General features: G+C 44.5%; 22 protein-coding genes, 4 tRNA genes and 1 other RNA gene. 11 read left to right on the top strand and 16 right to left on the bottom strand.

What is annotated here, in order from left to right:
* Positions 1-34: 34 nt before the first annotated feature.
* Positions 35-1,180, bottom strand: coding sequence for a DNA polymerase III subunit gamma/tau (locus tag D0X99_RS04525; protein WP_119476473.1), 1,146 nt, complete (start codon positions 1,178-1,180; stop codon positions 35-37).
* A gap of 304 nt (positions 1,181-1,484) precedes the next feature.
* Here D0X99_RS04525 and ssrA point away from each other — a divergent pair.
* Both ssrA and D0X99_RS04515 read left to right on the top strand, forming a co-directional pair.
* Positions 1,485-1,886, top strand: a transfer-messenger RNA (tmRNA) gene (gene ssrA, locus D0X99_RS04520).
* A gap of 135 nt (positions 1,887-2,021) precedes the next feature.
* Positions 2,022-2,375 carry a hypothetical protein gene (locus D0X99_RS04515; RefSeq protein ID WP_119476472.1) on the top strand — a complete coding sequence of 118 codons (354 nt, stop codon included), beginning with the start codon at positions 2,022-2,024 and terminating at the stop codon, positions 2,373-2,375.
* 14 nt (positions 2,376-2,389) lie between these two features.
* Here D0X99_RS04515 and D0X99_RS04510 read toward each other — a convergent pair whose 3' ends face one another.
* On the bottom strand, positions 2,390-3,085 hold the full coding sequence (locus tag D0X99_RS04510; protein WP_119476471.1) for an ABC transporter ATP-binding protein: 696 nt from the start codon (positions 3,083-3,085) through the stop codon (positions 2,390-2,392).
* Positions 3,082-4,575: a DUF5687 family protein gene (locus D0X99_RS04505; protein ID WP_119476470.1), complete on the bottom strand. Its 1,494-nt coding sequence runs from the start codon at positions 4,573-4,575 to the stop codon at positions 3,082-3,084. The genes D0X99_RS04510 and D0X99_RS04505 overlap by 4 nt, the downstream gene beginning before the upstream one ends.
* A 99-nt stretch (positions 4,576-4,674) precedes the next feature.
* Between D0X99_RS04505 and D0X99_RS04500 the strand changes: the two genes are divergently transcribed.
* A complete protein-coding gene (locus D0X99_RS04500) occupies positions 4,675-5,397 on the top strand; it encodes a nitroreductase family protein (RefSeq protein WP_119476941.1) in 723 nt (240 codons plus the stop codon).
* 54 nt (positions 5,398-5,451) lie between these two features.
* On the opposite strand, the gene D0X99_RS04495 is transcribed toward D0X99_RS04500, so the two are convergent.
* Together D0X99_RS04495 and D0X99_RS04490 are read right to left on the bottom strand one after the other, a co-directional pair.
* Positions 5,452-5,844, bottom strand: coding sequence for a VOC family protein (locus D0X99_RS04495; RefSeq protein WP_119476469.1), 393 nt, complete (start codon positions 5,842-5,844; stop codon positions 5,452-5,454).
* 115 nt (positions 5,845-5,959) lie between these two features.
* Entirely contained in the window at positions 5,960-7,612 is a 1,653-nt protein-coding gene (locus tag D0X99_RS04490) for a S41 family peptidase (RefSeq protein ID WP_119476468.1), read from the bottom strand.
* A gap of 158 nt (positions 7,613-7,770) precedes the next feature.
* On the opposite strand from D0X99_RS04490, the gene D0X99_RS04485 reads away from it, so the two are divergent.
* The 5 genes from D0X99_RS04485 (at position 7,771) to D0X99_RS04465 (ending at position 12,700) form a co-directional block, all read left to right on the top strand.
* Complete coding sequence (locus D0X99_RS04485; RefSeq protein ID WP_119476467.1) at positions 7,771-8,529, top strand: hemerythrin domain-containing protein; 759 nt, start codon at positions 7,771-7,773, stop codon at positions 8,527-8,529.
* Positions 8,529-8,942: a Holliday junction resolvase RuvX gene (ruvX, locus tag D0X99_RS04480; protein ID WP_119476466.1), complete on the top strand. Its 414-nt coding sequence runs from the start codon at positions 8,529-8,531 to the stop codon at positions 8,940-8,942. Before D0X99_RS04485 ends, ruvX begins: the two co-directional genes overlap by 1 nt.
* Entirely contained in the window at positions 8,939-9,493 is a 555-nt protein-coding gene (gene def, locus D0X99_RS04475) for a peptide deformylase (RefSeq protein ID WP_119476465.1), read from the top strand. Before ruvX ends, def begins: the two co-directional genes overlap by 4 nt.
* Positions 9,493-10,290, top strand: a complete 798-nt coding sequence (locus D0X99_RS04470; RefSeq protein WP_119476464.1) for an amidohydrolase — start codon at positions 9,493-9,495, stop codon at positions 10,288-10,290. Before def ends, D0X99_RS04470 begins: the two co-directional genes overlap by 1 nt.
* Before the next feature lie 178 nt (positions 10,291-10,468).
* The gene (locus tag D0X99_RS04465) at positions 10,469-12,700 is read left to right on the top strand and encodes an NADP-dependent isocitrate dehydrogenase (protein WP_119476463.1); all 2,232 of its coding nucleotides are present in this window, start codon (positions 10,469-10,471) and stop codon (positions 12,698-12,700) included.
* Between the two features lie 93 nt (positions 12,701-12,793).
* Here the strand turns inward: D0X99_RS04465 and D0X99_RS04460 are convergent, their stop codons facing one another.
* Positions 12,794-13,666, bottom strand: a complete 873-nt coding sequence (locus D0X99_RS04460; protein ID WP_119476462.1) for a S1 family peptidase — start codon at positions 13,664-13,666, stop codon at positions 12,794-12,796.
* Between the two features lie 252 nt (positions 13,667-13,918).
* On the opposite strand from D0X99_RS04460, the gene gap reads away from it, so the two are divergent.
* Positions 13,919-14,923 carry a type I glyceraldehyde-3-phosphate dehydrogenase gene (gene gap, locus D0X99_RS04450; RefSeq protein ID WP_119476460.1) on the top strand — a complete coding sequence of 335 codons (1,005 nt, stop codon included), beginning with the start codon at positions 13,919-13,921 and terminating at the stop codon, positions 14,921-14,923.
* An 84-nt stretch (positions 14,924-15,007) separates the two neighbouring features.
* Positions 15,008-15,643, top strand: a complete 636-nt coding sequence (locus tag D0X99_RS04445; RefSeq protein ID WP_119476459.1) for an LON peptidase substrate-binding domain-containing protein — start codon at positions 15,008-15,010, stop codon at positions 15,641-15,643.
* A gap of 55 nt (positions 15,644-15,698) precedes the next feature.
* On the opposite strand, the gene D0X99_RS04440 is transcribed toward D0X99_RS04445, so the two are convergent.
* The 6 genes from D0X99_RS04440 to D0X99_RS04415 all read right to left on the bottom strand — a co-directional run bounded on the left by D0X99_RS04440 (position 15,699) and on the right by D0X99_RS04415 (position 20,820).
* Positions 15,699-17,510, bottom strand: coding sequence for an arylsulfatase (locus D0X99_RS04440; RefSeq protein WP_199708006.1), 1,812 nt, complete (start codon positions 17,508-17,510; stop codon positions 15,699-15,701).
* Positions 17,511-17,756: 246 nt separating this feature from the next.
* Positions 17,757-20,315: a M1 family metallopeptidase gene (locus D0X99_RS04435; RefSeq protein ID WP_119476458.1), complete on the bottom strand. Its 2,559-nt coding sequence runs from the start codon at positions 20,313-20,315 to the stop codon at positions 17,757-17,759.
* A gap of 102 nt (positions 20,316-20,417) precedes the next feature.
* A tRNA-Lys gene (locus D0X99_RS04430) sits at positions 20,418-20,493 on the bottom strand.
* A 44-nt stretch (positions 20,494-20,537) separates the two neighbouring features.
* Positions 20,538-20,611, bottom strand: a tRNA-Arg gene (locus D0X99_RS04425).
* Between the two features lie 26 nt (positions 20,612-20,637).
* Positions 20,638-20,711: transfer RNA gene (locus D0X99_RS04420), tRNA-Pro, on the bottom strand.
* A gap of 36 nt (positions 20,712-20,747) precedes the next feature.
* A tRNA-Lys gene (locus D0X99_RS04415) sits at positions 20,748-20,820 on the bottom strand.
* A 144-nt stretch (positions 20,821-20,964) separates the two neighbouring features.
* Here D0X99_RS04415 and D0X99_RS04410 point away from each other — a divergent pair.
* Positions 20,965-21,633 carry an SH3 domain-containing protein gene (locus tag D0X99_RS04410; protein WP_233553646.1) on the top strand — a complete coding sequence of 223 codons (669 nt, stop codon included), beginning with the start codon at positions 20,965-20,967 and terminating at the stop codon, positions 21,631-21,633.
* 51 nt (positions 21,634-21,684) lie between these two features.
* Here D0X99_RS04410 and D0X99_RS04405 read toward each other — a convergent pair whose 3' ends face one another.
* The 4 genes from D0X99_RS04405 to D0X99_RS04390 are packed head-to-tail and all read right to left on the bottom strand — an operon-like array spanning position 21,685 to position 25,133.
* Complete coding sequence (locus tag D0X99_RS04405; protein WP_119476456.1) at positions 21,685-22,425, bottom strand: DUF1080 domain-containing protein; 741 nt, start codon at positions 22,423-22,425, stop codon at positions 21,685-21,687.
* Between the two features lie 3 nt (positions 22,426-22,428).
* A complete protein-coding gene (locus D0X99_RS04400) occupies positions 22,429-22,857 on the bottom strand; it encodes a c-type cytochrome (RefSeq protein WP_119476455.1) in 429 nt (142 codons plus the stop codon).
* A 19-nt stretch (positions 22,858-22,876) separates the two neighbouring features.
* Complete coding sequence (locus tag D0X99_RS04395; protein ID WP_119476454.1) at positions 22,877-23,929, bottom strand: sugar phosphate isomerase/epimerase family protein; 1,053 nt, start codon at positions 23,927-23,929, stop codon at positions 22,877-22,879.
* 34 nt (positions 23,930-23,963) lie between these two features.
* Positions 23,964-25,133, bottom strand: coding sequence for a Gfo/Idh/MocA family protein (locus D0X99_RS04390; protein WP_119476453.1), 1,170 nt, complete (start codon positions 25,131-25,133; stop codon positions 23,964-23,966).
* Positions 25,134-25,340 lie beyond the last annotated feature (207 nt).

The raw sequence follows: 25,340 nt of genomic DNA, 5'->3' as shown, positions 1-25,340 counted from the left end.
GGCTTTGATGGTTCGGATACGACCTCCTGTTCACTCAGTCTTTTTTTTTTGAATCGTCGCTGGAAAGCGTCGCAAGGCGAAAGGCTTGGGGAAGTTTTGCCATTTTCATCAGCGCCAATTCCACATGAAGACGCTGATTTTTACTGGTCTTGTAGTTGATATCACACTGGTTGGCCAAGTTGAGCGCAGAGAGCAAAAAGGAAACGGAAGCTTGTTGAGTTTGCTGCAAATATCGATCGCGGGCTGATTCAGAAACCTGAAGGAGCTCCACCGTTGCCTCATCTTTGACCACGAGCAGATCTCTGAAATGCTCGCTGAGACCTACAATGAAATTGTGACCGTCGAATCCCTTTTTCAGAATTTCATCAAAAATCAAAAGTGTGGAAGATAGATTTTCTGCCAAAAGCGCATCCACCACTTTGAAATAATAGTCGTAATCGAGAATGTTAAGATTCTCTATGGTTTCTTTATAGGTGACTTTTTTTCCTGCGGAATAGGTCACTATCAAGTCAAAAATGGACAAGGCATCCCGAAGCGCGCCATCTGCTTTCGTAGCAATCAATCGAAGTGCCTCCTCTTCGTAATCTACTTTTTCCTTTTCAGCGATGTGCTTCAGATGATCTGAAATATGCTTGATCTGGATCCGGTTGAAGTCAAAAATCTGGCAACGGGAAAGGATCGTAGGAATGATCTTATGTTTTTCTGTAGTGGCCAAAATAAAGATGGCATACTTAGGCGGCTCCTCCAAGGTCTTCAAAAACGCATTGAAGGCCGCAGTCGAAAGCATGTGAACTTCGTCAATGATGTAGACCTTGTAATTCCCCTTTTGCGGAGCATATCGTACCTGATCGACCAGGTTGCGGATATCATCCACGGAGTTGTTGGACGCAGCATCCAACTCATAAATATTGAATGAGGAATTATTCTGAAAGGATACACAGGACTCACATTTTCCGCAAGCTTCAAAGTCCTTAGTGACACTTTCACAGTTGATGGTCTTGGCCAGGATACGGGCACAGGTAGTCTTGCCTACTCCTCGGGGTCCACAAAAAAGGAAGGCTTGGGCGAGATGATTGTTTTTGATGGCATTTTGGAGCGTGGTCGTGATATGCTGCTGCCCCACCACACTTTTGAAATCAACCGGTCTGTATTTTCTTGCCGAAACAACGAAATTTTCCATCGCTGCAAGATATAAAAAAGTGGATATTCAGAAGGAGTGAAATTTGGTCTTTGGGAAAGATTTTCTGTAATCAATTGGGCTTAAGTAGCGTTAAAAAGCCGGGAGGATTGGAGGTCAGGAGGTTAGGAGGTTGGGATACTGGGAGGTAAGTAGATTGGAAATTGATAAGGTGGTAAAGTTGCAAGGGGCTAAGATTGCAAAGCCTTCTCAACTCTAATCAGCCTCTCGTATTTCGTGTCTCGTACTTCGTAATTTTCAGGTCTTGGAACCAAAATTGGATTACTTTTGTCTTCCCAATGTCTATGGGGCTGACCGGTTTTGACAGTAGGTGTAATCATCGGGCTCGCATGCAGGCTGGAGTATGTACGGCCTTAAACCATTCATACGAACGATAAATGGCGAAACTTCTTACGCCATGGCTGCCTAATCTCTCCTAACCAGGACTGATTGCTTAAAGGGTTGAGTCGCGAGAGTGATTCCCCGGCCACATCCCTCCGCGTTTTGCCTGATCGGTGCGGGTTAGGGGTGTCGACTTGATCGGGATGCGGCTTGTGATGCGATTAAGCAGGTCTAAGACAAATCGATAAGCCAAACTCAGGTGTGTCACCCAGCATAGTTTGGTCGAAAACCCAACAGGTGACTAAGCATGTAGACGGTACGGTGCTTCCTTATCTGGACGTGGGTTCGAATCCCACCAGCTCCACTTAAATCCTCCTCAGTTTGCTCTAAGGAGGATTTTTTTATTTCTTCCAACTCAGCATTCCCCAGTTCTTAAATTGACTTTTGCCTATTTTAACTACTTTAGGGAGTGTTACTCGATAAAAAGTCTATTCTCGATTGAATGAAAAAGCTTCCGTTTCTGCTTCTTATTCTTTTTGCCTGCAACAACATTGACCCGGAGCCTTCGGACAACACACTTGAGGTAGTTTCCGTGGAAGGTGGGCAAAACCATAGCGTGCAGGACAGTGTGGGCCTCTTGATCATTACCAGAAACCTTCCACCTACTAACAATTGGAAAATTGTCTGGGAGGTAAACGGACAGGATGTCTTCACCGAAAACATCTCCGGAAAATCTGGGAAGGTTTCCCGTCTAAAAAAATACAAAGGAAGTCAGCCTGGGCAATACATTTTTAAGGGATGCGTCGTATCCAAAACCATGAGGATATGCAATGAGAAGACCTTCTTCCTTCGGTAGGCGTTTAAAATCAATCAACCTGTGAAATAAGCTTCCAACTCACTCATCATTTCTGCTTTTTCTCTCAAGTCACGAATGACTTTTCCTTTTTCAAGGAGTACAATCCGATCACAGATTTCAGTCACGTGATTGAGATCGTGGCTGGAAATCAAAAAGGTCACCTTGGAATTTTCTTTTTCTTTGATGATCAGTTTCTTCAATCGAATCTGGGAACTCGGATCAAGGTTTTCAAATGGTTCGTCCAACATCACCACATCCGGATTGCCCATCAGTGCAGCAGCGATACCCACTTTCTTCAGGTTCCCTTTGGATAGGTCACGGATGTATTTCTTTTTACCCAATACCTCATCGTTGAAGAGTTCGGTGAATTTTTCCAGGTGCTGCTTCAAATCCTCTTCGGACAAGCCATAGATTTTGCGAAGCGTCTCGAAATACTCATCCGGAGTCAGGTAAGCCAGCAGCATATGCTCATCGAGGTAGGCACCTGTTTTGGCTTTCCAAGCTTCAGATTTGCTTACGTCCTCGTCGTTGATCTTCACCTGACCGGAAGTGGCCCGCACCAAGTCCAAAATAATTCGAAATAGGGTAGTTTTTCCTGCGCCGTTGTTACCCACGAGACCGAAGCATTCACCCTTGGGGATTTCCAGGGATTCGACATTCAGGACAACAGCTTCTTTGTATTGTTTTTTAAGTTGGGATATCTGGATCATAATTCTTGACGGAATGAAGATGAAATTTCGTAGCGGTTAGCCAGTACTCGGTTGATGTTGATTTGGGACAAAGGTTTGAATGCAAGCAAGCCCAAAAGGCCAAAAACACCCAGTGCAAGCAAGCCTGCGTATTCGTTGATCAATAACCAAAAGGGGACATACACTGCATATGGAGCCAAAAACATAGGCAATATCATCAGAAACTGGGCAGCGCCTACGCCTTCGTAATTAAACATGGCGCCTTTGTTCAAGTCCATGGGCTTGGGTTTCCAGAGGGAAAAGTAAATGATCAGGTGCATCAGGATTCCCACATTGAAGAAAAAACAGCAGATGTGGAGCAAAAGAAACTGCCAGCCAAAAAAGGTATAAGGAACGGAAGCCAATAGGCAAACAAAGGAAACTCCCATAAACAGAAGGTATTTACCGCGAATCAAAGACTCGACTCCCTGCTTTTTGGAAAGGAAAAAATCAAAATTCCCGGAATTCCAGCTGAGAAACAGCTGTGCATACTGAAGCATGAAAATACCGGTGATGAAAATCCCTACGAAAATGAAAATCCAATTGATTCCTGAACCTTCATCGGCTGCGTAGGCGGGATTTCGATAGAAAATCAAACCATAAAGCAAAAAGAAACCCGCCAACATGAGGTATGTTCGACTCTTTTTGTGCCGAATGATCAGCTTCCACTCCAGATTGGCCAACTCACCCGCCAGACCGAATCTGGAAAAAATACCGATGGACTGATTTACAAACCTGACATCTTCCTCTTCCGACAAGTCCTCCAAATAGGCATTGGAAACATAAAAACGATAACATAGCACATATGCCACTACCATCACCACCACCATTCCGATCAACGGAAATGGACTGGTCAGGGAATAGTCAAAAACCGGCTTCATGAGTTCGCCCAGATTAAACCAACCCATGTAACTGGATCCTGCGCCTAACACCAAAGCCAAAAATATCACAAACAACCCGATCAGGCTATCTTCAAACTTCTGCTTAAACCAAAGCATAAACCAATGGATCGTCCAACTCGTGAGTGTAATAGCCGAAATCCAAGTAATGGCTCCCATTACACCGTATTTTCCACTCACCTCCTCGATAGCGAATGGCAAATACAACAAAATGGCAATAATGCTCAAGGGAGAAACAAAAGACCTGAACAACAGCATCTGGATAATTTTCCGCTTTCCGATCGGGAGGTGGAGCAAACTTTCCAATTCAATCACCGGCAGCTTTTGGATAAAATACCTGTAGAGAAATTCAGCCAGAAAAAAGTAAATCAAAAAGCTGTTGAGCAAAGCAATATGGTCTTCACCAGGGGCTGCCATGTTTAAAATTGCTTTGAGCAAAACCCCCAATCCCACCACGTAACTCAACAGCACCAACACCAAAAATCCCATCAGGACATTGGTCAGCATGCTTTTAGCAAAGGAGGTCGACCGGATACTCTTAAGAAATTGTAAACGGATAAGTGTAAAAAACATAAGTTTGGGTTTAGGTAGGATTTCTTACTTTCTGCAAAATATGTCTAAACCTTGAAATTTTATTCAGGTTTATCCATCTAAAAAGGACAAATGAAGATTATGGTACAGGAATTAGGATTTTTTGAGGCGGTAAACCAACGAAGGTCGGTCAGAATTTTTGACCAAAAGGAACCATTTGATCATGAAGTGGTCCAAAAATGCCTGGAAACCGCTATTCTTTCTCCAAACAGTTCCAATCTGCAACTGTATCATTTCATCCGAGTACCTGAATCCTCTGAGTTGAAGGATCCCCTGGCCAAACTCTGTATGGGCCAAAAAGCGGCAACCACAGCACGGGAATTGGTCGTGGTCGTCACCCGCCGGGATCTTTGGAAATCTAGAGCCAAAGCCAATTACGAATACATCAAAGGGACTTACGAAGGAAAACCTGACAAAAAACTGAAGCAGGCTCTCGGCTATTATGGAAAACTCATTCCCAAGCTTTATGGGAAATATCCAGGTTGGTCTCTACTCAAAAAACTGATCGCATGGGGTGTCGGTCTAAAAAGACCTATGGTCCGGGAAGTTGGAGAAACAGAAGTTCGAATTTCGGTTCACAAAAGCGCAGCGCTTGCCTCAATGACCTTCATGCTTGCGATGAAAGCTGCAGGTTACGATACCTGTCCAATGGAAGGATTTGATTCCAAGCGAGTGAAAAAGCTCCTGGATTTGCCACCAGCCTCTGAAATCTGCATGATTATTGGCTGCGGTAAAGGTCTACCGGAGGGAATATACGGAAAACGATTCCGTGTCCCGTCCTCAGACCTAATCTTCACCAAGTAATCGAAGGAACACATGAAAAGCCTCAAAACCCTTGAATTTTGAGGCTTTTTCCTTTCAAAAATCATCATTAACCTCCAGCCAGTATCCATCCAGATCCTGGAAAAAAATCTGCCTGATTCCGTCTCCCCTCAAATTGACCGTACCGATTGCCCCTTCCCAGTTTCCAAACGGTACTCCGTGTTTTTTCAGGTTTTGCATAAACGCTTCCAAATCGGAAACGCTGAAGCAAAGATGATTCACCTTGGATTTTTCCCTAGGCATGCTGGGTGCTTCAATTAAATGCAAAGAAACCCCGTCTCCGATTTCATACCAGGCATGTAATCCATCCTTGAATGGCTCTTCAATTTCTCTTAGGCCAATTACATGTTGGTAAAAATCCATGCTGTGTCTGAGTTCAGAGACATGGACAGCAATGTGGTTGACTTTGATCTGAGTATTAAGTGACATAGGATAAATGAAAGGACATTTGCAAAATTGATTTTGAGATGGAAATCTCCAATTGTCAAAAATGAAAAAGCCAATCCGATTGGGATTGGCTTTATCCTACTTTCTTAAAAGGGAATTATTGCTCTCCGGTAGTCTTCAGTGTGGTTGCCATTGAAATTTTCTCGGCTTCATCAAACAAATTCAAGGCTTGGAGATATACTTCATTGATGTCATTAATCACTTTGTAGAAGGCACTGTCATCATAGATCTGACGACCCAAATGTGCTTTTACCAGGACTCGAAGATATTCCTTGGACTTATTGTAGTCTTGGGAATCAAATTCCACTTTGTTTTTCTTCCCGTATTCCACCAACTCCATCAACATGGCATCGCTGACTTTATAATCTGTGTAATACTGATTCAAAGTCATCCCTGTGAAACTTTCCTTGTTTTTGGAAACGAACTCCAAAATGAATTCACGGGATGCATCTGTATTGAACAACTTGGAAACATAAGCGCTGTTCATGGTAGTGTCCAGCGGAACGAAGTAATCCGGCATAATTCCCCCTCCACCATATACAGTCCGTCCTTTTTTGGTTTCATATTTAAGACTGTCATTGAACTTGATGCTGTCAGCGGAGAAAAATTCACCATGCTCGTATCGATCCAACCAATCCCGCTCATACGCCTCATAATTGGAGTCGTAAGGTTTTTGGATAGATCTTCCTGAAGGAGTGAAATATCTTGCGATAGTCAATCTCAATTCCGCACCATCTGACAAGTCGATCGGCATCTGAACGAGTCCTTTACCGAAAGATCTTCTACCAACGATCAAGCCTCTATCATTGTCCTGGATGGCACCTGCCAAAATCTCAGAAGCGGATGCCGACCCTTCATTAATCAAAACGATCACAGATCCCTCCTCAAACATTCCAGGCTTGAAGGCAAATGCCTTTTGGCTATACTGGCTAACTTTTCCTTCTTGGGAAACAATCAAATCACGGTCACCTAGCAGTTCATCTGCCATGTTGATCGCCGCACCCATATATCCGCCTGGATTTCCCTGCAAGTCAATGATCAGCTTTTTCATTCCCTGTCCCTGAAGTTGGTTCAGGGCAGTTTTGAATTCCTCATAAGTAGTAGCAGCGAAACGGGTCACCTTGATGTAACCTATTTCATTGTCGATCATGTAGGAAGCATTGATGCTGTATTGAGGGATTTTATCTCTGGTGATCTCATAGGTGATCAGTTCAGGGGCATTTCTCCGCTTGATGTCAACGACCACTTTTGAACCTCTTGGACCGCGCAGGTAGTCAAAGACATCCCTGTTGGTGATCCCAATACCCGCTACAGTTTTCCCGTCTACCTTAATGATTTGATCTCCGGACTGAATACCCAAGGCTTCAGAAGGTCCTCCTGTCAGGGGAGCCACTACATAAATGGTATCACGAATGATCCCAAACTCGACTCCAATCCCATCAAATTCTCCTTCCAACTGTGATTGAGCCAATGACGCATCTCGAGCAGGAATATAGCTGGAGTGAGGATCGAGATTTTCGAGCATTTTTGTTATCCCGTACTCTACCAGTTCATTGGTGTCTACACTGTCCACATAGTCGCGGTTGATGTAGGTCATGATTTCCTGGAGCTTATACAGGGCAGCTCTTAGATCATTCTGATTGCTTTTTGGCTCGGCAAATGTCGCACCGATCCAAATTCCTGCGGAAATGGCAAGTGCAAGAATGATAGGAAGGCGTATTTGTGATTTGGTGTTTTTAGTCTCGCTCACGATTACTTGATTTACTTACTCAATTAACTCAAACTACCGAAAAATGATCCAAATCTGGATCAGATTTTAGATAAAATTAACGATTGTTTATACGACAGGAGAAGATAAAGGTCAGATTAATTCCCCTTTTTTCGTCCAAAAAAAATTATTTTTGTGCAATGTACTTAAATCGGGATTTTGAAAAGTCTTCAGTCGGTGAATTAGTTTCTGAAAACTATGTTTTCGCTGCTGTTTTGCACTACTTCGGAATCAGTTTTTACCAATACCCCACAGATTCTCTCGAGAAAGTTTGCCGCAAGCATAAAGTTAATCCCCGGCTCCTGATTTCTGAACTTGAAGCATGGGCCTTGAGAAAGGATCCAACCCCTGAGGAATTGTACCTGAATCCAATCGAACTATTAGTAGCTTATTTGAAAAAGAAGCACTACTACTTCGTCCGGCAGGAGCTGCCATTTCTGTCCAATATTATTTCGGGCATCCAGCCAGAAAAAGAATTTGCACCCCTGATGGCTGATCTTCGGATCATGTTCCCTCTTTTTGTACAGGATTTCATCCATCACCTTCACGAGGAGGAAAGCCGACTTTTCAAGCGCATTGAACTCCTGCAGGATATCGAAGACGACCATTTCCGGACCCAGGATGCACTTAGAATTTTGGAAAAGGACCCCATTCATTTACTGGCAGACCAGCATGAAATCCATGACGATGAAATGGAAGGCATCCGGCGCCTGACCAAGGATTATTTTCTGGAAGAGTCCGCCCCTTTGAATATGAAGGTGCTTTATCATGAACTTCAGAATTTCGAACGGGAGCTGTCCATTCATGCCAAAATTGAAGATGAGCTGCTTTTTCCCAAAGCAGTAGAACTGGAAAAAGAAGCCCTTCGGAAAATCCGTAAAAAAATCCAGACCAACTGATGCCCAGAGTCCTCGCTATTGATCTGGGAACTAAGCGCACCGGATTGGCTGTTACTGATCCGTTGAAAATTCTGGCCAATCCTCTGGAAACCATTGAGACAAGTCAACTGTTGACCTATCTCAAGTCTTATTGTGCCAAAGAAGACGTGGAGACCTTGGTACTCGGACTCCCTATTCGGCTCAACGGCCAAGACAATGAGATGACTCCGCGAGTCATGAAGCTGAAGGAAGAGCTTGAAAAAGTATTTCCCGACAAAAAAATAGCCCTCGTGGATGAACGATTCACCTCCAAAATGGCCATGCAAAGCATGATTGCCATGGGCAGCAAAAAGAAAGACCGAAAAGAAAAAGCCGGAAACCTGGACAAAGTCTCAGCGGCCATCATTCTACAATCTTACCTCGAAAGACAATGATTTACCCTATAGTTGCTTACGGCAATCCTATCCTAAAAAAAGAAGCGGAAGAAATTACCGAAGGAACAGATTTGAAATCCCTCATTCAGGACATGTATGCCACCATGGATCATGCCAACGGTGTGGGTCTTGCTGCTCCCCAGATCAATCAGGGAGTTCGGCTTTTTGTCATCGACAGCACGCTAATGTTGGACGAAAAGGATGAGGAAAAAGGAATCCGCAGGGCGTTTATCAATCCAATAATTCTGGATGAGTACGGAGATGATTTTGGATTTGAAGAAGGTTGTCTTAGCATTCCTGAGGTAAGGGCTGAGATCATCCGCCCAGACAAACTGACCATCGAATATTTCGACGAAAACTGGAATCTGAAGGAAGAAGAATTTAGCGGAATGACTGCCCGGGTCATCCAGCACGAATACGATCACTTGGAAGGTATTCTTTTCATTGACTACCTAAAAGGTTTGAAAAAACGACTTATCCAAAGTAAATTGATTGATGTCAGTAAGGGGAAAATATCCACTGACTACCGAATGATCTATCCGCTGAAGTAATGGAAAAAAGCCCCGAAATCCGCATCGCCATTGTCCAAACTGACCTTCACTGGCAGGACAAAACCGCCAACTTGGCCATGCTGGAAGAAAAAATCTGGGGCTTAAAAGGACAGGCAGACCTGATCATTCTCCCGGAAATGTTCCCCACCGGATTCAGCATGGAAGCCGAAAAGCTTGCTGAACCCATGAATCTGACCGTCTGCAAGTGGATGAAACAACTTGCCGCTCAGACTCAGGCCACCATTACCGGAAGCGCAATCATCACTGAAGGAGGCAAGTACTTTAATCGACTGCTTTGGGTAAATCCCGATGGCTACGTCGAGCACTACGACAAGCGGCATTTGTTCCGAATGGCAAATGAGCACGAAACCTATTCTTCAGGACAAAAACTCCCCATTTTCCCTCTCAAAGGCTGGGAATTTTGCCCACAGGTTTGCTACGACCTGCGGTTTCCCGTTTGGTCGCGAAATGGTTGGGATGATGGAGTGGCTGGATATGATGTGATTTTTTATGTCGCTTCCTGGCCTGCTGCAAGGGTCTCCGCATGGGATGCTTTGCTTCCTGCCCGAGCTATCGAAAACTTATCCTATTCCATCGGGGTAAACCGGGTTGGAACCGACGGAAATGGAATTGACTATGTGGGACATTCTGCAGCCTATGATTTTAAAGGAGAAAAAGTTTCGGATTTAGGGGAATCCGAGGGAATCCAGATCATTTCATTCTCTGCAAAAAAACTGGAAGAATACCGATCCAAATTCCCTGCCTGGAGAGATGCCGACCAGTTTCGCATTCTTTGATTCTTTTGCCTTTCCCTACGTTTGGGTTTACTTTAGCGGAGTTTGAAACAAGGCTAATTTTTGTATTTTAGGCGCCAATTTCCAACCCTGATTTCCCTTTTTCACCTGATGACCGCTTTTCGGTCGACTCTTCAAAAAAGCGAAACAGGCAAATCCTTTTTAGCATCCTATTGAAACTATGAGTAATCAAACTCCCAAAATCCTCTATACGTTGACCGATGAGGCACCTGCCTTGGCGACGTATTCCCTGCTCCCGATCGTTCAGGCGTTTACAAAATCTGCCGGTGTACAGGTTGAAACTCGAGACATCTCACTTTCTGGCCGAATCATTTCAAGCTTTCCTGAGTACCTGAAGCCCGAACAACGAATCAACGATGATCTGGCAGAGTTGGGACAGATTGCTACCACCCCGGAGGCAAACATCGTGAAGCTGCCAAACATTTCGGCTTCCGTTCCTCAGTTGAAAGCGGCCATCAAAGAATTACAAGCTCAGGGTTATGCCCTTCCTGACTATCCGGAAGAGCCAAAAACAGAGGAAGAAAAATCCATCAAAGCAAAGTACGATAAGATCAAAGGCTCCGCAGTCAACCCTGTCCTTCGTGAAGGAAATTCAGACCGAAGAGCTCCTTTGGCAGTGAAAAATTACGCCAAAAAGCATCCTCACTCCATGGGCAAATGGTCTTCTGAATCCAAATCCCACGTAGACAGCATGAGCGAAGGTGATTTTTACGGAAGTGAAAAATCACTCACCATCTCCGCTGCGACCTCAGTTTCCATCGAGTTGGTGGGAAATGATGGTAAAAAGGAAGTGCTGAAATCCGGCCTGAAACTTCAGGAAGGCGAAGTTATTGACGCCTCCACGTTAAGTATTTCCGCTTTGAAAGCATTTTTGAAAAAGGCCAAAGCCGATGCAAAAGCAAAAGGGGTATTGTTCTCCCTGCACATGAAGGCAACGATGATGAAGGTTTCTGACCCCATCATCTTTGGCCATGCAGTCAAAGTTTTCTTCGAGCCGGTTTTCACCAAGCATGCCGCAACATTGGACTCCATTGGAGTAGATGTCAACAATGGTTTTGGCGATTTGCTAGCCAACCTGGAAAAACTCCCAGCTGACAAAAAAGCTGAAATCCTGGCAGATATCGACGCCTGCTATGCAGACAGCCCAGATGTGGCGATGGTCAATTCCGAAAAAGGAATCACCAACCTTCACGTACCCAGTGACGTAATCATCGACGCATCCATGCCTGCCATGATCAGAAGTTCAGGCCAGATGTGGAATAAAGCCGGAAAACTACAGGACACCAAAGCAGTAATTCCGGACAGAAGCTATGCTGGAGTTTACCAGGCCACCATAGATTTCTGCAAGAAAAACGGCGCCTTCAACCCGGCTACCATGGGTAGCGTACCCAATGTGGGATTGATGGCTCAAAAGGCGGAAGAATACGGCTCACATGACAAAACATTCGAAATTCCATTTGCCGGAACTGTCAACGTGGTTGATGCTGACGGAAAAGTATTGCTATCCCATCAAGTGGAAGCTGGAGATATCTGGAGAATGTGCCAGACCAAAGATGCGCCGATTCAGGACTGGGTAAAACTTGCCGTCACTCGCGCCAGACTTTCCAATACTCCTGCAGTATTCTGGTTGGATCCTCAGCGTGGACACGATGCCGAACTGATCAAAAAGGTGAACAAATACCTTCCAAACCACGACACTTCAGGTTTGGAAATTCACATCATGTCTCCGGTCGACGCGACTATTTTCTCCTGTGAGCGAATCAAAGAAGGTAAAGACACCATTTCAGTAACCGGAAACGTATTGCGCGACTATTTGACTGACTTGTTCCCAATCCTTGAGGTGGGCACCTCTGCCAAAATGCTTTCCATCGTTCCGTTGATGAATGGTGGAGGTTTGTTTGAGACCGGTGCAGGGGGATCTGCTCCCAAGCACGTAGAGCAGTTTACCGAAGAAGGTCACCTGAGATGGGATTCTTTGGGTGAATTCTTGGCTCTTGCTGTTTCCCTTGAGCATTTAGGCCAAACATTCCATAATCCTGAAGCCTTGCTCTTGGGTGAAACCCTGGACAAAGCAACCGGTAGATGGCTGGAGGAAGACAAATCACCCGCTCGAGTAGTAGGAAAACTGGACAACAGAGGAGGACATTTCTATTTGGCCATGTATTGGGCTGAGGAACTTGCCAAGCAAACCAAAGATGCTGCTTTGGCTGCCAAGTTTGCTCCATTGGCAAAAGCAATGGAAGAAAACGAAGCCAAGATTGTCGAGGAATACAACAGCTCTCAAGGCAAACCGGTGGATATTGGTGGCTATTACCGACCGGACACCGTCAAAACTTCCGCTGCGATGCGTCCAAGCAAGACGTTTAACGACATCCTAGCGCAACTAGCATAATTCAATAGCCGGGAATCAAAGCCCGGCTTTTTTATTTTCAGGCAGGATGATAACTATTACAAAGCTCAAAGCTTTGTAATAGTTTCTTTCAGCTTAACCTACTTGAAATTTAACTCCATGTTGGGTCATAAACTCTTTGATCACCGAGACATGGATGCATTCCCCCAAATGAATGAAGGCGTAGTCGTTTACCTTTTTGACCTTGCCGTGGGCAATCACCTCTTTTTCCTCGATATCAAATCCCAAATGCAAATGCTTAGTTCGGCTTTGCATTCCTACAATCTTTCCTTCTGAGTCAAACAATGGTCCACCACTTTGACCACGAAGGCCTGGAGTACTCATCTCAATTCCATAGATTTTGCCGTTTTTATCTCCCAAAAACCGAGTCAGCATCCCATCAGTTGGAAATCGGGGAGATCGGGCTTGCCCTGTCTTGGTCCACTCGAGTTGGCCTTTTTCCAAATTGAGTTGAAAATTGGAGAACTCAGGAAACGGAAATCCAAGCCGACAGAGCATTTGTCCCGGCTGGGCTCGCTGATCATCCTGCATGAAAATAGGGCTTCCCGAGTACAGGACTTTTTGAAAACCCTCAAATTTCAACAGGGCCAGGTCATAGTCCGGATGAAGAAAAAAATGGATGTTGCTGACATGATCTATGCAGTCCACAAAGGTCACACGCATCTCAGCCACCTTACTTTCATCCAAATCCATTTTCTTGGCCAATGCCTTTTTCTGCCCGGAATTCAGATTTTTGGATTCACTCATATAAAGCGAATACTTTTTATTAATTGCATCCGCCTGACTGAGCCACTGGGCCACATGTTTGCAAGTCAGTGCCCAACCGTCCTGATTGACAAAAAATAACGTAGCGGCACCTCGTTCCACCTTTTGACTTCCGAAATTCCTCGAAATGGAATGAATGGCTCTGGTAAATCCGGCAACCTTTTGAATCGCTTCAACAAACATGTGATCTGGTTATTTTAGTTTTGAATCTACTAAATCCGCCAAAGAATCAACTTTGAAATTGGATCAAAAAATCTTTTGAAGCGAAATCGATTGAATTTCGCCAAATAGCCTTCGGACAAATGGAGAGCTGTGAGATGTTTTGGCTAACCAGTAATTTGTAATAACTTAGCCTGCCTTCGGGAAATTTTGACCAAAAGAGGTCTCCTGAAACAGTTTGTGAAATCAAACCTATACTCAAAATCAACAATACTTATGAGCAAGATTAAAGTAGGAATCAACGGATTCGGAAGAATCGGACGACTCGCTTTCCGCGTAGCCCAAGAAAGAGAAGACATCCAGGTAGTAGCCATCAACGACTTGATTGACGTGGATTACATGGCATACATGCTGAAATATGATTCTACTCACGGCATTTTTAAAGGTACCGTAGAGGTAAAAGATGGCCAGTTGGTTGTTAATGGCAACGCCATCCGCGTGACAGCTGAAAAAAGCCCTGCTTCCCTGAAGTGGGGAGAAGTTGGTGCTGATTATGTAATCGAATCAACCGGAATTTTCCTTTCAAAAGACACCGCACAGGGACACCTTGATGCCGGTGCCAAGAAAGTGATCATGTCTGCACCTTCCAAGGACGATACACCAATGTTTGTAATGGGGGTAAACGAGCACACATACACTTCCGACATGAACTTTGTCTCCAATGCTTCCTGTACCACCAACTGTCTGGCTCCAATCGCAAAGGTGCTGAATGACAACTGGGGTATTGAAGAAGGCCTAATGACTACTGTCCATGCAACTACCGCCACTCAGAAAACTGTTGACGGTCCTTCAGCAAAAGACTGGAGAGGTGGACGTGGTGCCGGTCAAAACATCATCCCCTCTTCTACCGGTGCAGCAAAAGCTGTAGGCAAAGTAATCCCTGAATTGAATGGCAAACTGACTGGTATGGCATTCCGAGTTCCTACTCCTGACGTTTCTGTGGTGGACTTGACCGTGCGATTGAAGAAGCCAGCCAAATACGCTGAAATCTGCGCTAAAATGAAGGAAGCCTCTGAGACCACCATGAAAGGTGTGCTTGGCTATACTGAAGATGCGGTTGTTTCCAATGATTTCATCGGTGATGCCAGAACTTCCATCTTTGATGCTGAGGCAGGAATCCAGCTTTCTGACACCTTTGTAAAGGTGGTATCCTGGTACGACAACGAGTGGGGCTATTCCAACAAAGTGGTGGACCTTCTCACCTACATTGCGAAAAAATAAAAAGCAAAAGCCCCGGAATATTTCGGGGCTTTTTGGTTTATCAAGGGAAAAAGCGAATTACTCTTCTCGGCTGACCAAATTTTCATGAAAAACCCCATTCAATACCTCCCTTTTTTCCCCTTGAAACTGGTAGCCTTTCCAGGGGAAGAGCTCAACCTTCATATTTTCGAGCCGCGGTACAAAGAACTGATGCAAGACTCTGAGCAAAATGGGACGAGCTTTGGGATCTGCGTGTACCTCAATTCGTTGAGTGGATACGGGACCGAAGTCAAGCTCGAAAAAGTCATCAAACGCTATGAGGATGGTAGGCTGGATATCCAAACCCGAGGATTGAAACCCTTTAGAATTCTGAGTTTCGACAATCCTATGCCTGGAAAATTATACGCTGGAGGGAACGTGGAATTTCTCACCGACGAACCCAAAATCACCACCGTACAACATTACGAGTTTGTTTTCTACCTAAAGGAAATGTTATATCTATTGAATTACCCGGCGGAATTCGATTCCCAAAGTGTCAATTCCTACAGTTTTTCCCACAAACTTGGGCTAAAGTTGGAGGAAGAACTCGAATTGCTAAAAATGGAATCTGAGGCTGATCGAATCAACTTTCTGATCAATCATTTCAAACGGATGATCCCAGTGATCAAAGCAATTGAACAAGCCAAGGAAAAAATCAAACAAAACGGACATTTCAAACACTTGGACCCTTTGAATTTTTGATTTTTTGAAAAATTGAGGCAAGTCCTGGATTCATCGAATATCTGGAAAACAAAAACTAAATACGTGTCAATGTCAACAATCTGAAATCCATCACTTTTCCATTGGGGACATCTATTGCCTTTAGCGTGAGTTTACCGGAACCTTTGGTAACCTTGATTTTACCCAGCTTCATCTTTCCCCAATTTTGCTCATACGACTCTTGTCTGGGCACTCGATCTTCCTCAGATCCTATCATTTGAGGGGAGACTGAATCCAAAACTTTACCCTCTAGCGAGTTTTCCCCCATGTGAAGGCGCAAGGTCGATCCAAGGGCGTCCTGTTCACACGTATAGTATATCTCTACCTCGAATTCTCCATCGGCAAGGACTTCCACCTCCCAAGTCAAGCTATCGTTTGTCGATGTCCAATTAGTAAAGTACGAACTGTTAGGATGGCGACTCGACCTTCGAATATTGCCATGGGCAAAGGCATCTCTTGCTGGCAGTTGATTATACTTAAAGTCAGGATGCCCTAAGGGAAAGCTTCTAGAGTCCACTGTCGGTAATTCGGCCGCTAATTCTTCAATGCGGGTTTGCTTTACCTCCCTCATTTGCGTATGTATTTCCGGGAATTGATCTGAAACGACCCGGTATTGTCCTGGGTCAGACCGCAAATCGAAAAGCTGGTCTTTTTCATCCAGAAGAAATGCTTCATTTCTCAAACTGCTTTTCTTATCCCAATAGGAGAAAACATAACGATCTGGCCAATCAACTCTTTCTTTCAAGAAAAGAGGGCTCAAATCCATACCGTCAAGTGGCTTTTTGGATACATAATTTATTCCCGCCAAAGACAAAAGAGTTGGAAAGAGATCTATCGCACTTGCCACTTTATGTACAGTTATTCCTGCTTCAATTTTCCCTTTCCACTGAATGAACAGGGGGCTTCTGACTCCACCCTCGTCGACAGAACCTTTTCGCCCCTTCATATCACCATTCCAACGATAGCCATTTGGACCATTGTCGCAAAGGAATAGGATAATCGTATTCTCCAACAGACCTTGGTTGCGAACGCTTTCGAGCAGACGTCCCACATTCCAATCGATGTTCTCCACCATAGCCAAGGCAGCACGTGAATGTCCAAAATCTTCCTGCTCTGCATAACGGTGACTGAGGAGCTCCCTGTCTTTAAACTTTTCCCAATAGCTAGCCGGCACCTGCATCGGGCTATGGGGTGAATTGTAAGGTAGATAAAGAAAAAAGGGGTTCTCCCGGTTTGCTGCTACAAACTCGATCGCTTTATCGGTCAAATCATCAATGATAAACCCCTTCCCTTTGACAATTTCCCCATTGTGCTCGAGCATGGGATCAAAGTAGTTACCCCAGTGCCCTGAGCAGAATCCAAAAAAATCACCAAATCCACGGCCGTTTGGATGATAGGGGAATTGTGACCCACTATGCCACTTCCCATATCCAGCCGTTCGATACCCCTCCTGGCTAAATACCTCCGCAAGGAGGACCTCATCTAGATCAATTCGCTCTCCTCCCTGGGAGGTTGAATAAACTCCAGACCGAAAATGATAACGTCCGGTGAGCAGCTCAGCACGTGTCGGAGAGCAAACAGGACTGACGTAAAACCTTTCGAAAGAAACTCCACTACGTGCCAAAAGGTCTAAATTGGGTGTGGATAATGCAGAATTACCCGAGATACTCAAATCTCCCCAACCTTGATCATCGGTGAGAATGAGGATTATGTTTGGTTTACCCCCTTTGTCAGAAGAAGACATTTGCTGTGAAAAACTGGGCCTCGATTGGGCAATCGCCAAAAAGAGAAATACAGCCTTCAAAAAGAAGTGCCCGATACTATTGAAGCCAAATCCATCAGCCATCATGAAAGGAGTAAGTTGTTTGGAGAAGAGTCAATTTAAGACATTCTCCGAGAAATTTTGACCCTGGAATTTCTTTGAAGGTTGTGTTGAAATCAACCAAAAATTCCAAAATCAAGCGAGCCTTTGAGCTGGATTGAAAATCAAAATGGACCTATTTCAATCTGTGCGATACAAGTGATAAAGACGCAAAGGCTTTTCAAACAGGCATTCAGAATCTATCGTCGCAATTGCTGAAACTTCCAATCTCTGTTATTCCAAGATTTTTTGAGCTCTGCTCAGATTGTCCGTTGCCTGAAGGATTTTATTTCTCAACACCGGATTGTAATCGGGATGATTAGCTAAAAAGGACCGAACCATCAAATCCGCTTCCGCAGAAGTATATTGCCCCACCGTGTTGGATACCCATCCCTTTGGAAAGAAAATATCTCCGGTTCGCTGAATTTCCTCCATAAGTTCCAATGCCAAAGGGATATGCTTTAAGCTCTCTTTCTGTCGCAAAGGATGATGAATGTAACCACAGGCACTAAGTACCCAGGCTTCCTTTTCCCTATTTTGGGCTTCCCGAAATGAAACAAAAAGGGAATCACGAACCGCTGGATTCTGAGATAAAGCCGGGACCAAGAAATCAAAACGGGCAAGTTTGTCAGTATTGGTGATCCTAGCCCTTTCTTCCTTCAAAATCAGATCCGCATCCGGATGTCCAAAAACTGCCAGGTTCATCGCCAGATTGGTGAAATTGTCCGGGTTTAGCTTTAGGTTGGCCAGTTCAATCTCTTTGGCCCAAACTTTAAAAAGCCTGTCCTGGCCGGATGGATTAAAAGCAATCCCGCTAAACAGGTTAAAAACCGTCTTTTTTAAATTGGTTGGCAAATCCTGCTGAAGGAGTTGCCACAGCTCCTCTTCCAAAGTCGACAGCTGGGTTTCTCTTTCTTTTTCGGAGAGAAATTTCCAAAAAACCGTACTGAGCTGATTGGAAAGCAACTGGGCCAAAATCTCATTTTTCTCGGTTAGAATCCCGGATCGGAAAACATCAAATGACTTCGCCGGATCCACATTTCCGAGTAGGGTATTTTCGAGCAGGTTGATGTAGGATTGTCCCCGCATTACCTCATTTTCGATCTTGGTTTGTTGAGAGAGATAGTTCAGGTCCAGCGGAAAAACGCCATATCCCAAGCCATTGCTGTTATACAGAATTGTCACTGGTTTTTCCATTCCTTTGACACCTGAGATTTCGAGAGTTTTCCCTTGCATGGAGATAGGAAAAGTTTTTTGCTCTCCCTCATAAATCAGCGTTACATCAAAAAGTTGAGGCCAGACTTTTTCACTCCCATCTTCGGCTTTTTGGGAAAGGGAAAGGGCGGCAATGGATCCATTTTGATCCAGTTTAAGCTCAGCTGAAATAATCGGCCGACCGGATTGATTAACCCATACATCGCTCCATTTTTGCAGATCAATTTCTGTTTCTCGGTCCAGGATATCTACCAAATCATTCCAGTCTGCACTGCCATTTGCGAAGGTTTTGATGTAAGTCTGAATGCCACTTCGGAAAGCCTCCTCTCCCATTGCTGTCTCCAGCTGACGCATCATGATGGGCGCTTTGTCATAGATGATACTTCCATAGACGGAACCGGCGTTTTTGAGATTGGCCAATTCCTGCCGGATGGGATTGGTGCCTTTGGTACGGTCTTCTGCAAAGGCAGAAGGATAATGCGAGGTTAGAAAAAGCAAGTCATGATTGATGGCTGGAAAAGCGGGATTTGCGATTTTGCCGGCCATAAAACCTGCAAAAACCTCCTTCATCCAGACATCATTGAACCATTTCATCGTCACCAAGTCCCCAAACCACATATGTGCAGTTTCATGTCCGATCAATTTGGCTCTGCTGAGCAGTTCCGAATCTGTGGCATTTTGATCCAGAAACAAGGCCCCTTCCCGATATTGGATTGCTCCGACATGCTCCATTCCCCCATACTGAAAAATCGGGATAGTGGCGAAATCGAGCTTCTGAAATGTAAACTTGTACCCGGTATACTCTTCAAGGAAGTCCAAGGACTGCTGGTGAAGCATAAAAATCTCAGGAATACTGGCGCTGACTTTATCAGGATTTGTCTCTCGATACAGCAGGGTTTTAGGTAGGCCATCAGTTGCACTTGCAGTTTCAAATTTCCCGACCACAAAAGAAAACAGATATGTACTCATCAAGTCAGACTTCCCAAATTCATGCTTGGTGAATTCTCCTTGTGGCTCCTGATTGACCAATGGACCACCGGCCAGCACTTTCCAATCCTTTGGGGCAGTAATCGTCAGGGTATAATTTGCTTTCAAATCCGGCTGATCAAAACAAGGAAACAGCGTACTTGCCCGATCCGGCACCAACAGTGTGTAAAGAAAATCATCGTTTCGGTTTAAGGAAAGGTCGCCCGCCACAAATTGGATCTCCAGTTTATTCTTTCCCTTTTTTAGGCTTTCCGGATCAATTATCAAATGCTCCTTTTCATGATGAATTGGTACAAATTTTCCATTTGAATTGACTGAAATGATCTTTTCGGATTTCTCATTAAAATCAAGGATTAATGGATAATCAAGGTTGAGTACAGTTACTTCCAGAGTCAGCTTTGCTGGAATAGGATCATCCTTTTTTTCCGGAATCTGAAAATCCAAGATGTAATGGATTTTATCGAGTTGACTTACTCTTAACTCAGCTAGCTCTTTTGAAATTCCAGCATCATAAATGCGATTACTCGAGGTAGTTTGTCCAAAAACAGGAAAGGATAGAAGGATGATCAGGAAAGAAAGAAACTGTTTCATACCGAAACTTTGTGAAAAGTGGCAGGAAACACAAGTGAATTTCCATGACAAAAAATCCAAAAGGTTTAAAAATAAGAAAAGCAGACCGTTTCGAGTCTGCTTTGGTGATCCCGCTGGGATTCGAACCCAGGACCCATACATTAAAAGTGTATTGCTCTACCAGCTGAGCTACGGAATCGGAAAAGGCAAAATAAAAAGCGGAACGTGATTCCGCTTCTAGAGTGATCCGCTTAGGATTCGAACCTAAGACCTACTGCTTAGAAGGCAGTTGCTCTATCCAGCTGAGCTAGCGGACCCGGTGACTACTGCTAGTCAAATTAAGTCGGGGTGGCAGGATTCGAACCTACGACCTCCACATCCCAAATGTGGCGCGATACCGGGCTACGCTACACCCCGAAACTTTACTTTCCAACTCCTTGCGAGCTAATTTTGTGATCCCGCTGGGATTCGAACCCAGGACCCATACATTAAAAGTGTATTGCTCTACCAGCTGAGCTACGGAATCTTAAATCTTCCAAATTGGCTCCCTAGCCTTGCTTTTTGCTAGATCATTGCCGTAATTGGACTGCAAATTTATGACTCTGAATTCTAAATGCCAAGCCTCAAATCAATCTTTCTAGCAAAACTTTCTATATTTTTTTTACTCTTTTTGCAAAGTATTCATTGTCAGGCCAATGTACCTCAGCTTTTGGTAGCAGATTCTTTGTTTCAGCAAAGAAGCTATAAGGAAGCCATGGAAATATATCAGTTAAATTACCAGTTGGGTATTTATTCACCTTCGATGCTTCTCAAAATGGCTTTCATTTCAGAAGGTATAGGTGACAATGAAAATGCGACTCTTTACCTCAGTAAATACTACGACTTAAGCCCAAATCCTCAAACGATCACCAAAATTAAAAGTCTCACCGGCCAAAACGAGCTCATCGGTTATGAAGTAAGTGACGGGATGAGATTTGTTCTTTTTCTGGTTGAATACAAGGAAATCATCGTCGCAGCACTCACCCTTGTATTGATCATGTCCTTGATTTTCCTTTGGTCAAAAGGGAAAAAACTCACTGAAGCAAGGTTTTATTGGCCTTCCGTGATTTTGATTACTTTGATTTTTGCAACCAATAATTTTCTACAGGCTCCCAATGCAGCATTAGTAACGAAAAGCCCCACTTTGATCGTTTCTGAACCAAGTGCTGGCGGTGAACTGGTGGATCTGGTTGAGCCTGGACATCGTGTAAAAATAAAGGCATCAAAGGACATTTGGTACGAAGTCGAATGGAAGGAAAAAATTGCGTACATCAGAAAAGATAACGTCACTAGACTTTAAAAAATGAAGACTGAAAATCAAAAAGGCTCCGAAAAATCGGAGCCTTTTTGATTAGAGTTTCTTGATCACCAGATTTCGGTAGTGAACCACATCTCCGTGATCCTGAAGGGCAATCTTCCCCTTCTTATACTTACCAAATCCCGGCATATCCTTAAACTTACTTTTCGCGATCAATGCTTCCCACTCAGGAGTGAAAAGTTGAGTGGAAACGATATTTACCCCGTTAAGAAAGAAATCAAGCTTTCCTTGGTTGATGATGATTTCAGCCTGATTCCATTCGCCTGCAGGCTTAACGGTTTCTTGACTGCTCACGATCAGGTCATACAGGTCTCCTGCTCTATGGCTTAAGATCTTCGCATCAGGGTGTCCGGCATTGTCCAAAACCTGCATTTCAGGACCAGTCTGCCAAGGATATTGAAAATCAGGAGATTCATGGACTAGGAAAATAACACCGCTGTTTCCGTTGGGAGCAATTTTCCATTCATATTTGAAATGGAAGTTTTCAAACTCTTCATTGGTCACAATATCGCCACCATCTCCAGTTTGCCAGCCCGCCTTGTTGGCAGCATCCAGGTAAAGCTCCCCGTTTTCAATCTTCCAAGCCTTCCCAACTTCTCCCCCTCCGTACTTGGACCAACCGTTAAAGGTCTGCCCGTCGAAAAGAGGAGTCCATTCTTCAACAGGTGCTGCCACAGCCAAAGTATCTGTAGCTGCCGCTTCTTCTGTTTTTGGGGAAGAGCAGGCTGCAAGAAGTCCTGCAGCTGCCCACATTACCAAATAGCTTTTCTTCATGGGTTATTTCTTAAGAAGCAATACGTAGCGAATCATGTCTTTTGCATCTTCCTCGCTAAGACCCGGATGCGCAGGCATTGGCACTTCACCCCACACACCCACGCCACCGGCGATTACTTTCTGGGCCAGCATGGTTACGTTTTCTTCTGTATTCTCATACTTTGCTGCAACATCTGCATAGGAAGGCCCTACAATTTTACGCTCTACCATGTGGCAAGAGGTACAATCGGAGGCTTTCAGCTTCTCCAGTCCTTTGATGTAAATAGGGTCATCCTTGTATTTGTCTTCCAGGCTGATTTCCTGAGCAGGAGCTGCAGCAGGCGCAGCAGCCTCCGGTGTTGCTGTTTCGGCAGCTTTCTCTCCTCCTCCACATGCAAATGCCAAACCCGCCAAAGCGAGCAATCCGAAGTTTAATGATCTTGTAATTTTCATTGTTTATTGGTTAGTATAATTAAATTCCTAATACTCTTCTGTTGAATGCCTCATCCGCCCCCATGCCGGCAAAATCATCGAATGCCTTTTCGGTCACTCTAATAATATGGGAAGCGATAAACGGAGCACCCTCAGCCGCACCCTGCTCTGGATGCTTGATAGCACATTCCCATTCCAAAACTGCCCAGCCGCTATAATTGTACTGCGAAAGTTTGCTAAATATTCCTGCAAAATCAACCTGACCGTCACCTAATGATCTGAATCGGCCGGCACGTTCTACCCAGCCTTGGAACCCGCCGTACACGCCCTGCTTTCCAGTAGGGTTAAATTCCGCATCCTTAACATGGAACATTTTAATACGATCATGGTAAAAATCAATGAATTGTAAATAATCCAGGCACTGGAGCACAAAGTGGCTTGGATCATATAGAATATTGGCCCGCTTATGACCCCCTACTTTGTCCAAGAACATTTCGAAAGTAATCCCGTCGTGAAGATCTTCACCTGGATGGAGTTCATAACAGACATCCACACCCACCTCATCAAAAGCATCCAGGATAGGCTTCCATCTTTTGGCCAATTCGGTAAAACCTGTCTCCACCAATCCGGCAGGACGCTGTGGCCAAGGGTAAACGGTATGCCACATCAAGGCTCCTGAAAAAGTCGCATGCGCATTCAATCCAAGATTGGCTGAAGCTTTGGCTGCATACTTCAACTGCTGGGTGGCCCATTCGGATTTACCCTTCAAGTCTCCTTTTAAGTTAGCTGGAGCAAAGCCATCAAACAGCTCGTTGTATGCCGGATGTACGGCCACGAGTTGACCTTGTAGGTGGGTGGAAAGTTCAGAAATCTCCATTCCGGCCTCTGCCACAATTCCCTTGATTTCATCCGCATAGGTTTTGCTTTCAGCTGCTTTTTGCAAATCGATCATTCGGGAATCCCAGCTTGGAATCTGAACGGCCTTATATCCCAAATCAGCCATGTAGTGACTGATATTTTTCAGGTTGTTGAAAGGAGCTTTATCATCGGCAAACTGCGCTAAAAAAACAGCAGGTCCTTTAATCGTTTTCATATTTGGTTATGGGTTTTAATAGTTTGAGTAAAAGTTATTTTTCTACGATAAATGGAGTCCACTTAATATCGGACTTGGTGCTACGAAGAACGTGGTCGATGAAAGCCATTCCGCGGATTCCATCCTCAATTCCAGGATAATCTTCCCATTCCCACTTTGGCTTTTGTCCTGCTCGGTCTGCATAAATACAGCGGGCAAAATTCCGATACAAGTTTGCAAAAGCCTCCACATAGCCTTCTGGATGTCCAGCTGGAGTTCGGGTGTTTTCCTGAGCCAAAGAACCCAGGTATCCTGTTCCTGCTCTGAAAATCTGAGCCGGTTGATTTGGGAATCGAACAGTCAGAGAGTTATTGAGCTCCTGCTCCCATTCCAAACCTCCTTTTTCTCCATATACACGAATTTTCAGGTTGTTTTCACACCCGGTATCGGTCTGAGAAGCCATCAAAACACCGGAAGCTCCATTTTCAAATCGAAGCAAAACCACTCCATCGTCATCAATCGGACGACCGTCGATTTTGATATACAGATCAGCACAAACGTGTGACACTTTCTCTCCAGTCACGTATTCCGCCATGTGAAAGGCGTGGGTCCCGATATCGCCCATACATCCCGCCAATCCGTTTCGGGCAGGGTCTGTTCTCCATTCTGCCTGCTTGTTATTTTCGGTTTCCAGGAGTTTGTATAGCCAGCCCTGAGGATATTCCACGTAGACTTTACGCACTTTACCGATAACACCATCAGCCACCATTTGTCTGGCCTGCTTGATCATCGGATATCCGGAATAAGTATGCGTCAGCAAAAAGCGTTTGTCTGAGTTTTTGACGATGTGGTACAATTCTTTTGCCTGCTGGTAATTCAACGTCAAGGGCTTATCCAAAGCCACATGAAAACCATATTTCAAGGCCTTTGCTGTTGGATCAAAGTGCACGTTATTAGGAGTCACGATAGCCACCACATCCATCCGATCTTTCTCCGGAAGTTGGGACTCTTTCTCATACATCTCATCGTAGGAACAATACACCCTGGTCGGATCAAGCATGAGTTCTTCACCTCGTTGCTTGGATTTGGCGGAATTGGAGCTGAATGCCCCGCAAACCAATTCGAACATTCCGTCCATCAGAGCCCCATTAAGGTGAATTGCTCCGATGAAAGAACCAGGCCCACCGCCTACAAGTCCGAGTTTTAATTTTTTAGCTGTTGACATCGGTCAAAAGGTTAGTTTATCAGGTTATTTGAGTAGAAATTCTGGAATTAGAACGGAAATTTCGAGGTTCCTGAGAGTTAGGAAGCTAATATATGATCAGTTGTCTCATTGGGTTATGAGTGGCTTTGACAAAACTTTTCAGCCCCTTTCTTCAGATTCTCAAAGGAGATGCTTAAAATACAGCAAAAAGCCCAAATTCTAAATTTC

Source organism: Algoriphagus lacus, from assembly GCF_003583985.1.
Lineage (GTDB): Bacteria > Bacteroidota > Bacteroidia > Cytophagales > Cyclobacteriaceae > Algoriphagus > Algoriphagus lacus.
Note: the sequence above shows the minus strand (reverse complement) of the source record. Positions and strands in the feature narration are given on the sequence as shown.

What these genes read in the sequence shown, in the direction of transcription:
- D0X99_RS04525 (WP_119476473.1), bottom strand. Translation starts at nt 1,180, where the DNA reads ATGGAAAATTTCGTTGTTTCGGCAAGAAAATACAGACCGGTTGATTTC.
- D0X99_RS04515 (WP_119476472.1), top strand. Translation starts at nt 2,022, where the DNA reads ATGAAAAAGCTTCCGTTTCTGCTTCTTATTCTTTTTGCCTGCAACAAC.
- D0X99_RS04510 (WP_119476471.1), bottom strand. Translation starts at nt 3,085, where the DNA reads ATGATCCAGATATCCCAACTTAAAAAACAATACAAAGAAGCTGTTGTC.
- D0X99_RS04505 (WP_119476470.1), bottom strand. Translation starts at nt 4,575, where the DNA reads ATGTTTTTTACACTTATCCGTTTACAATTTCTTAAGAGTATCCGGTCG.
- D0X99_RS04500 (WP_119476941.1), top strand. Translation starts at nt 4,675, where the DNA reads ATGGTACAGGAATTAGGATTTTTTGAGGCGGTAAACCAACGAAGGTCG.
- D0X99_RS04495 (WP_119476469.1), bottom strand. Translation starts at nt 5,844, where the DNA reads ATGTCACTTAATACTCAGATCAAAGTCAACCACATTGCTGTCCATGTC.
- D0X99_RS04485 (WP_119476467.1), top strand. Translation starts at nt 7,771, where the DNA reads ATGTACTTAAATCGGGATTTTGAAAAGTCTTCAGTCGGTGAATTAGTT.
- ruvX (WP_119476466.1), top strand. Translation starts at nt 8,529, where the DNA reads ATGCCCAGAGTCCTCGCTATTGATCTGGGAACTAAGCGCACCGGATTG.
- def (WP_119476465.1), top strand. Translation starts at nt 8,939, where the DNA reads ATGATTTACCCTATAGTTGCTTACGGCAATCCTATCCTAAAAAAAGAA.
- D0X99_RS04470 (WP_119476464.1), top strand. Translation starts at nt 9,493, where the DNA reads ATGGAAAAAAGCCCCGAAATCCGCATCGCCATTGTCCAAACTGACCTT.
- D0X99_RS04465 (WP_119476463.1), top strand. Translation starts at nt 10,469, where the DNA reads ATGAGTAATCAAACTCCCAAAATCCTCTATACGTTGACCGATGAGGCA.
- D0X99_RS04460 (WP_119476462.1), bottom strand. Translation starts at nt 13,666, where the DNA reads ATGTTTGTTGAAGCGATTCAAAAGGTTGCCGGATTTACCAGAGCCATT.
- gap (WP_119476460.1), top strand. Translation starts at nt 13,919, where the DNA reads ATGAGCAAGATTAAAGTAGGAATCAACGGATTCGGAAGAATCGGACGA.
- D0X99_RS04445 (WP_119476459.1), top strand. Translation starts at nt 15,008, where the DNA reads ATGAAAAACCCCATTCAATACCTCCCTTTTTTCCCCTTGAAACTGGTA.
- D0X99_RS04440 (WP_199708006.1), bottom strand. Translation starts at nt 17,510, where the DNA reads ATGATGGCTGATGGATTTGGCTTCAATAGTATCGGGCACTTCTTTTTG.
- D0X99_RS04435 (WP_119476458.1), bottom strand. Translation starts at nt 20,315, where the DNA reads ATGAAACAGTTTCTTTCTTTCCTGATCATCCTTCTATCCTTTCCTGTT.
- D0X99_RS04405 (WP_119476456.1), bottom strand. Translation starts at nt 22,425, where the DNA reads ATGAAGAAAAGCTATTTGGTAATGTGGGCAGCTGCAGGACTTCTTGCA.
- D0X99_RS04400 (WP_119476455.1), bottom strand. Translation starts at nt 22,857, where the DNA reads ATGAAAATTACAAGATCATTAAACTTCGGATTGCTCGCTTTGGCGGGT.
- D0X99_RS04395 (WP_119476454.1), bottom strand. Translation starts at nt 23,929, where the DNA reads ATGAAAACGATTAAAGGACCTGCTGTTTTTTTAGCGCAGTTTGCCGAT.
- D0X99_RS04390 (WP_119476453.1), bottom strand. Translation starts at nt 25,133, where the DNA reads ATGTCAACAGCTAAAAAATTAAAACTCGGACTTGTAGGCGGTGGGCCT.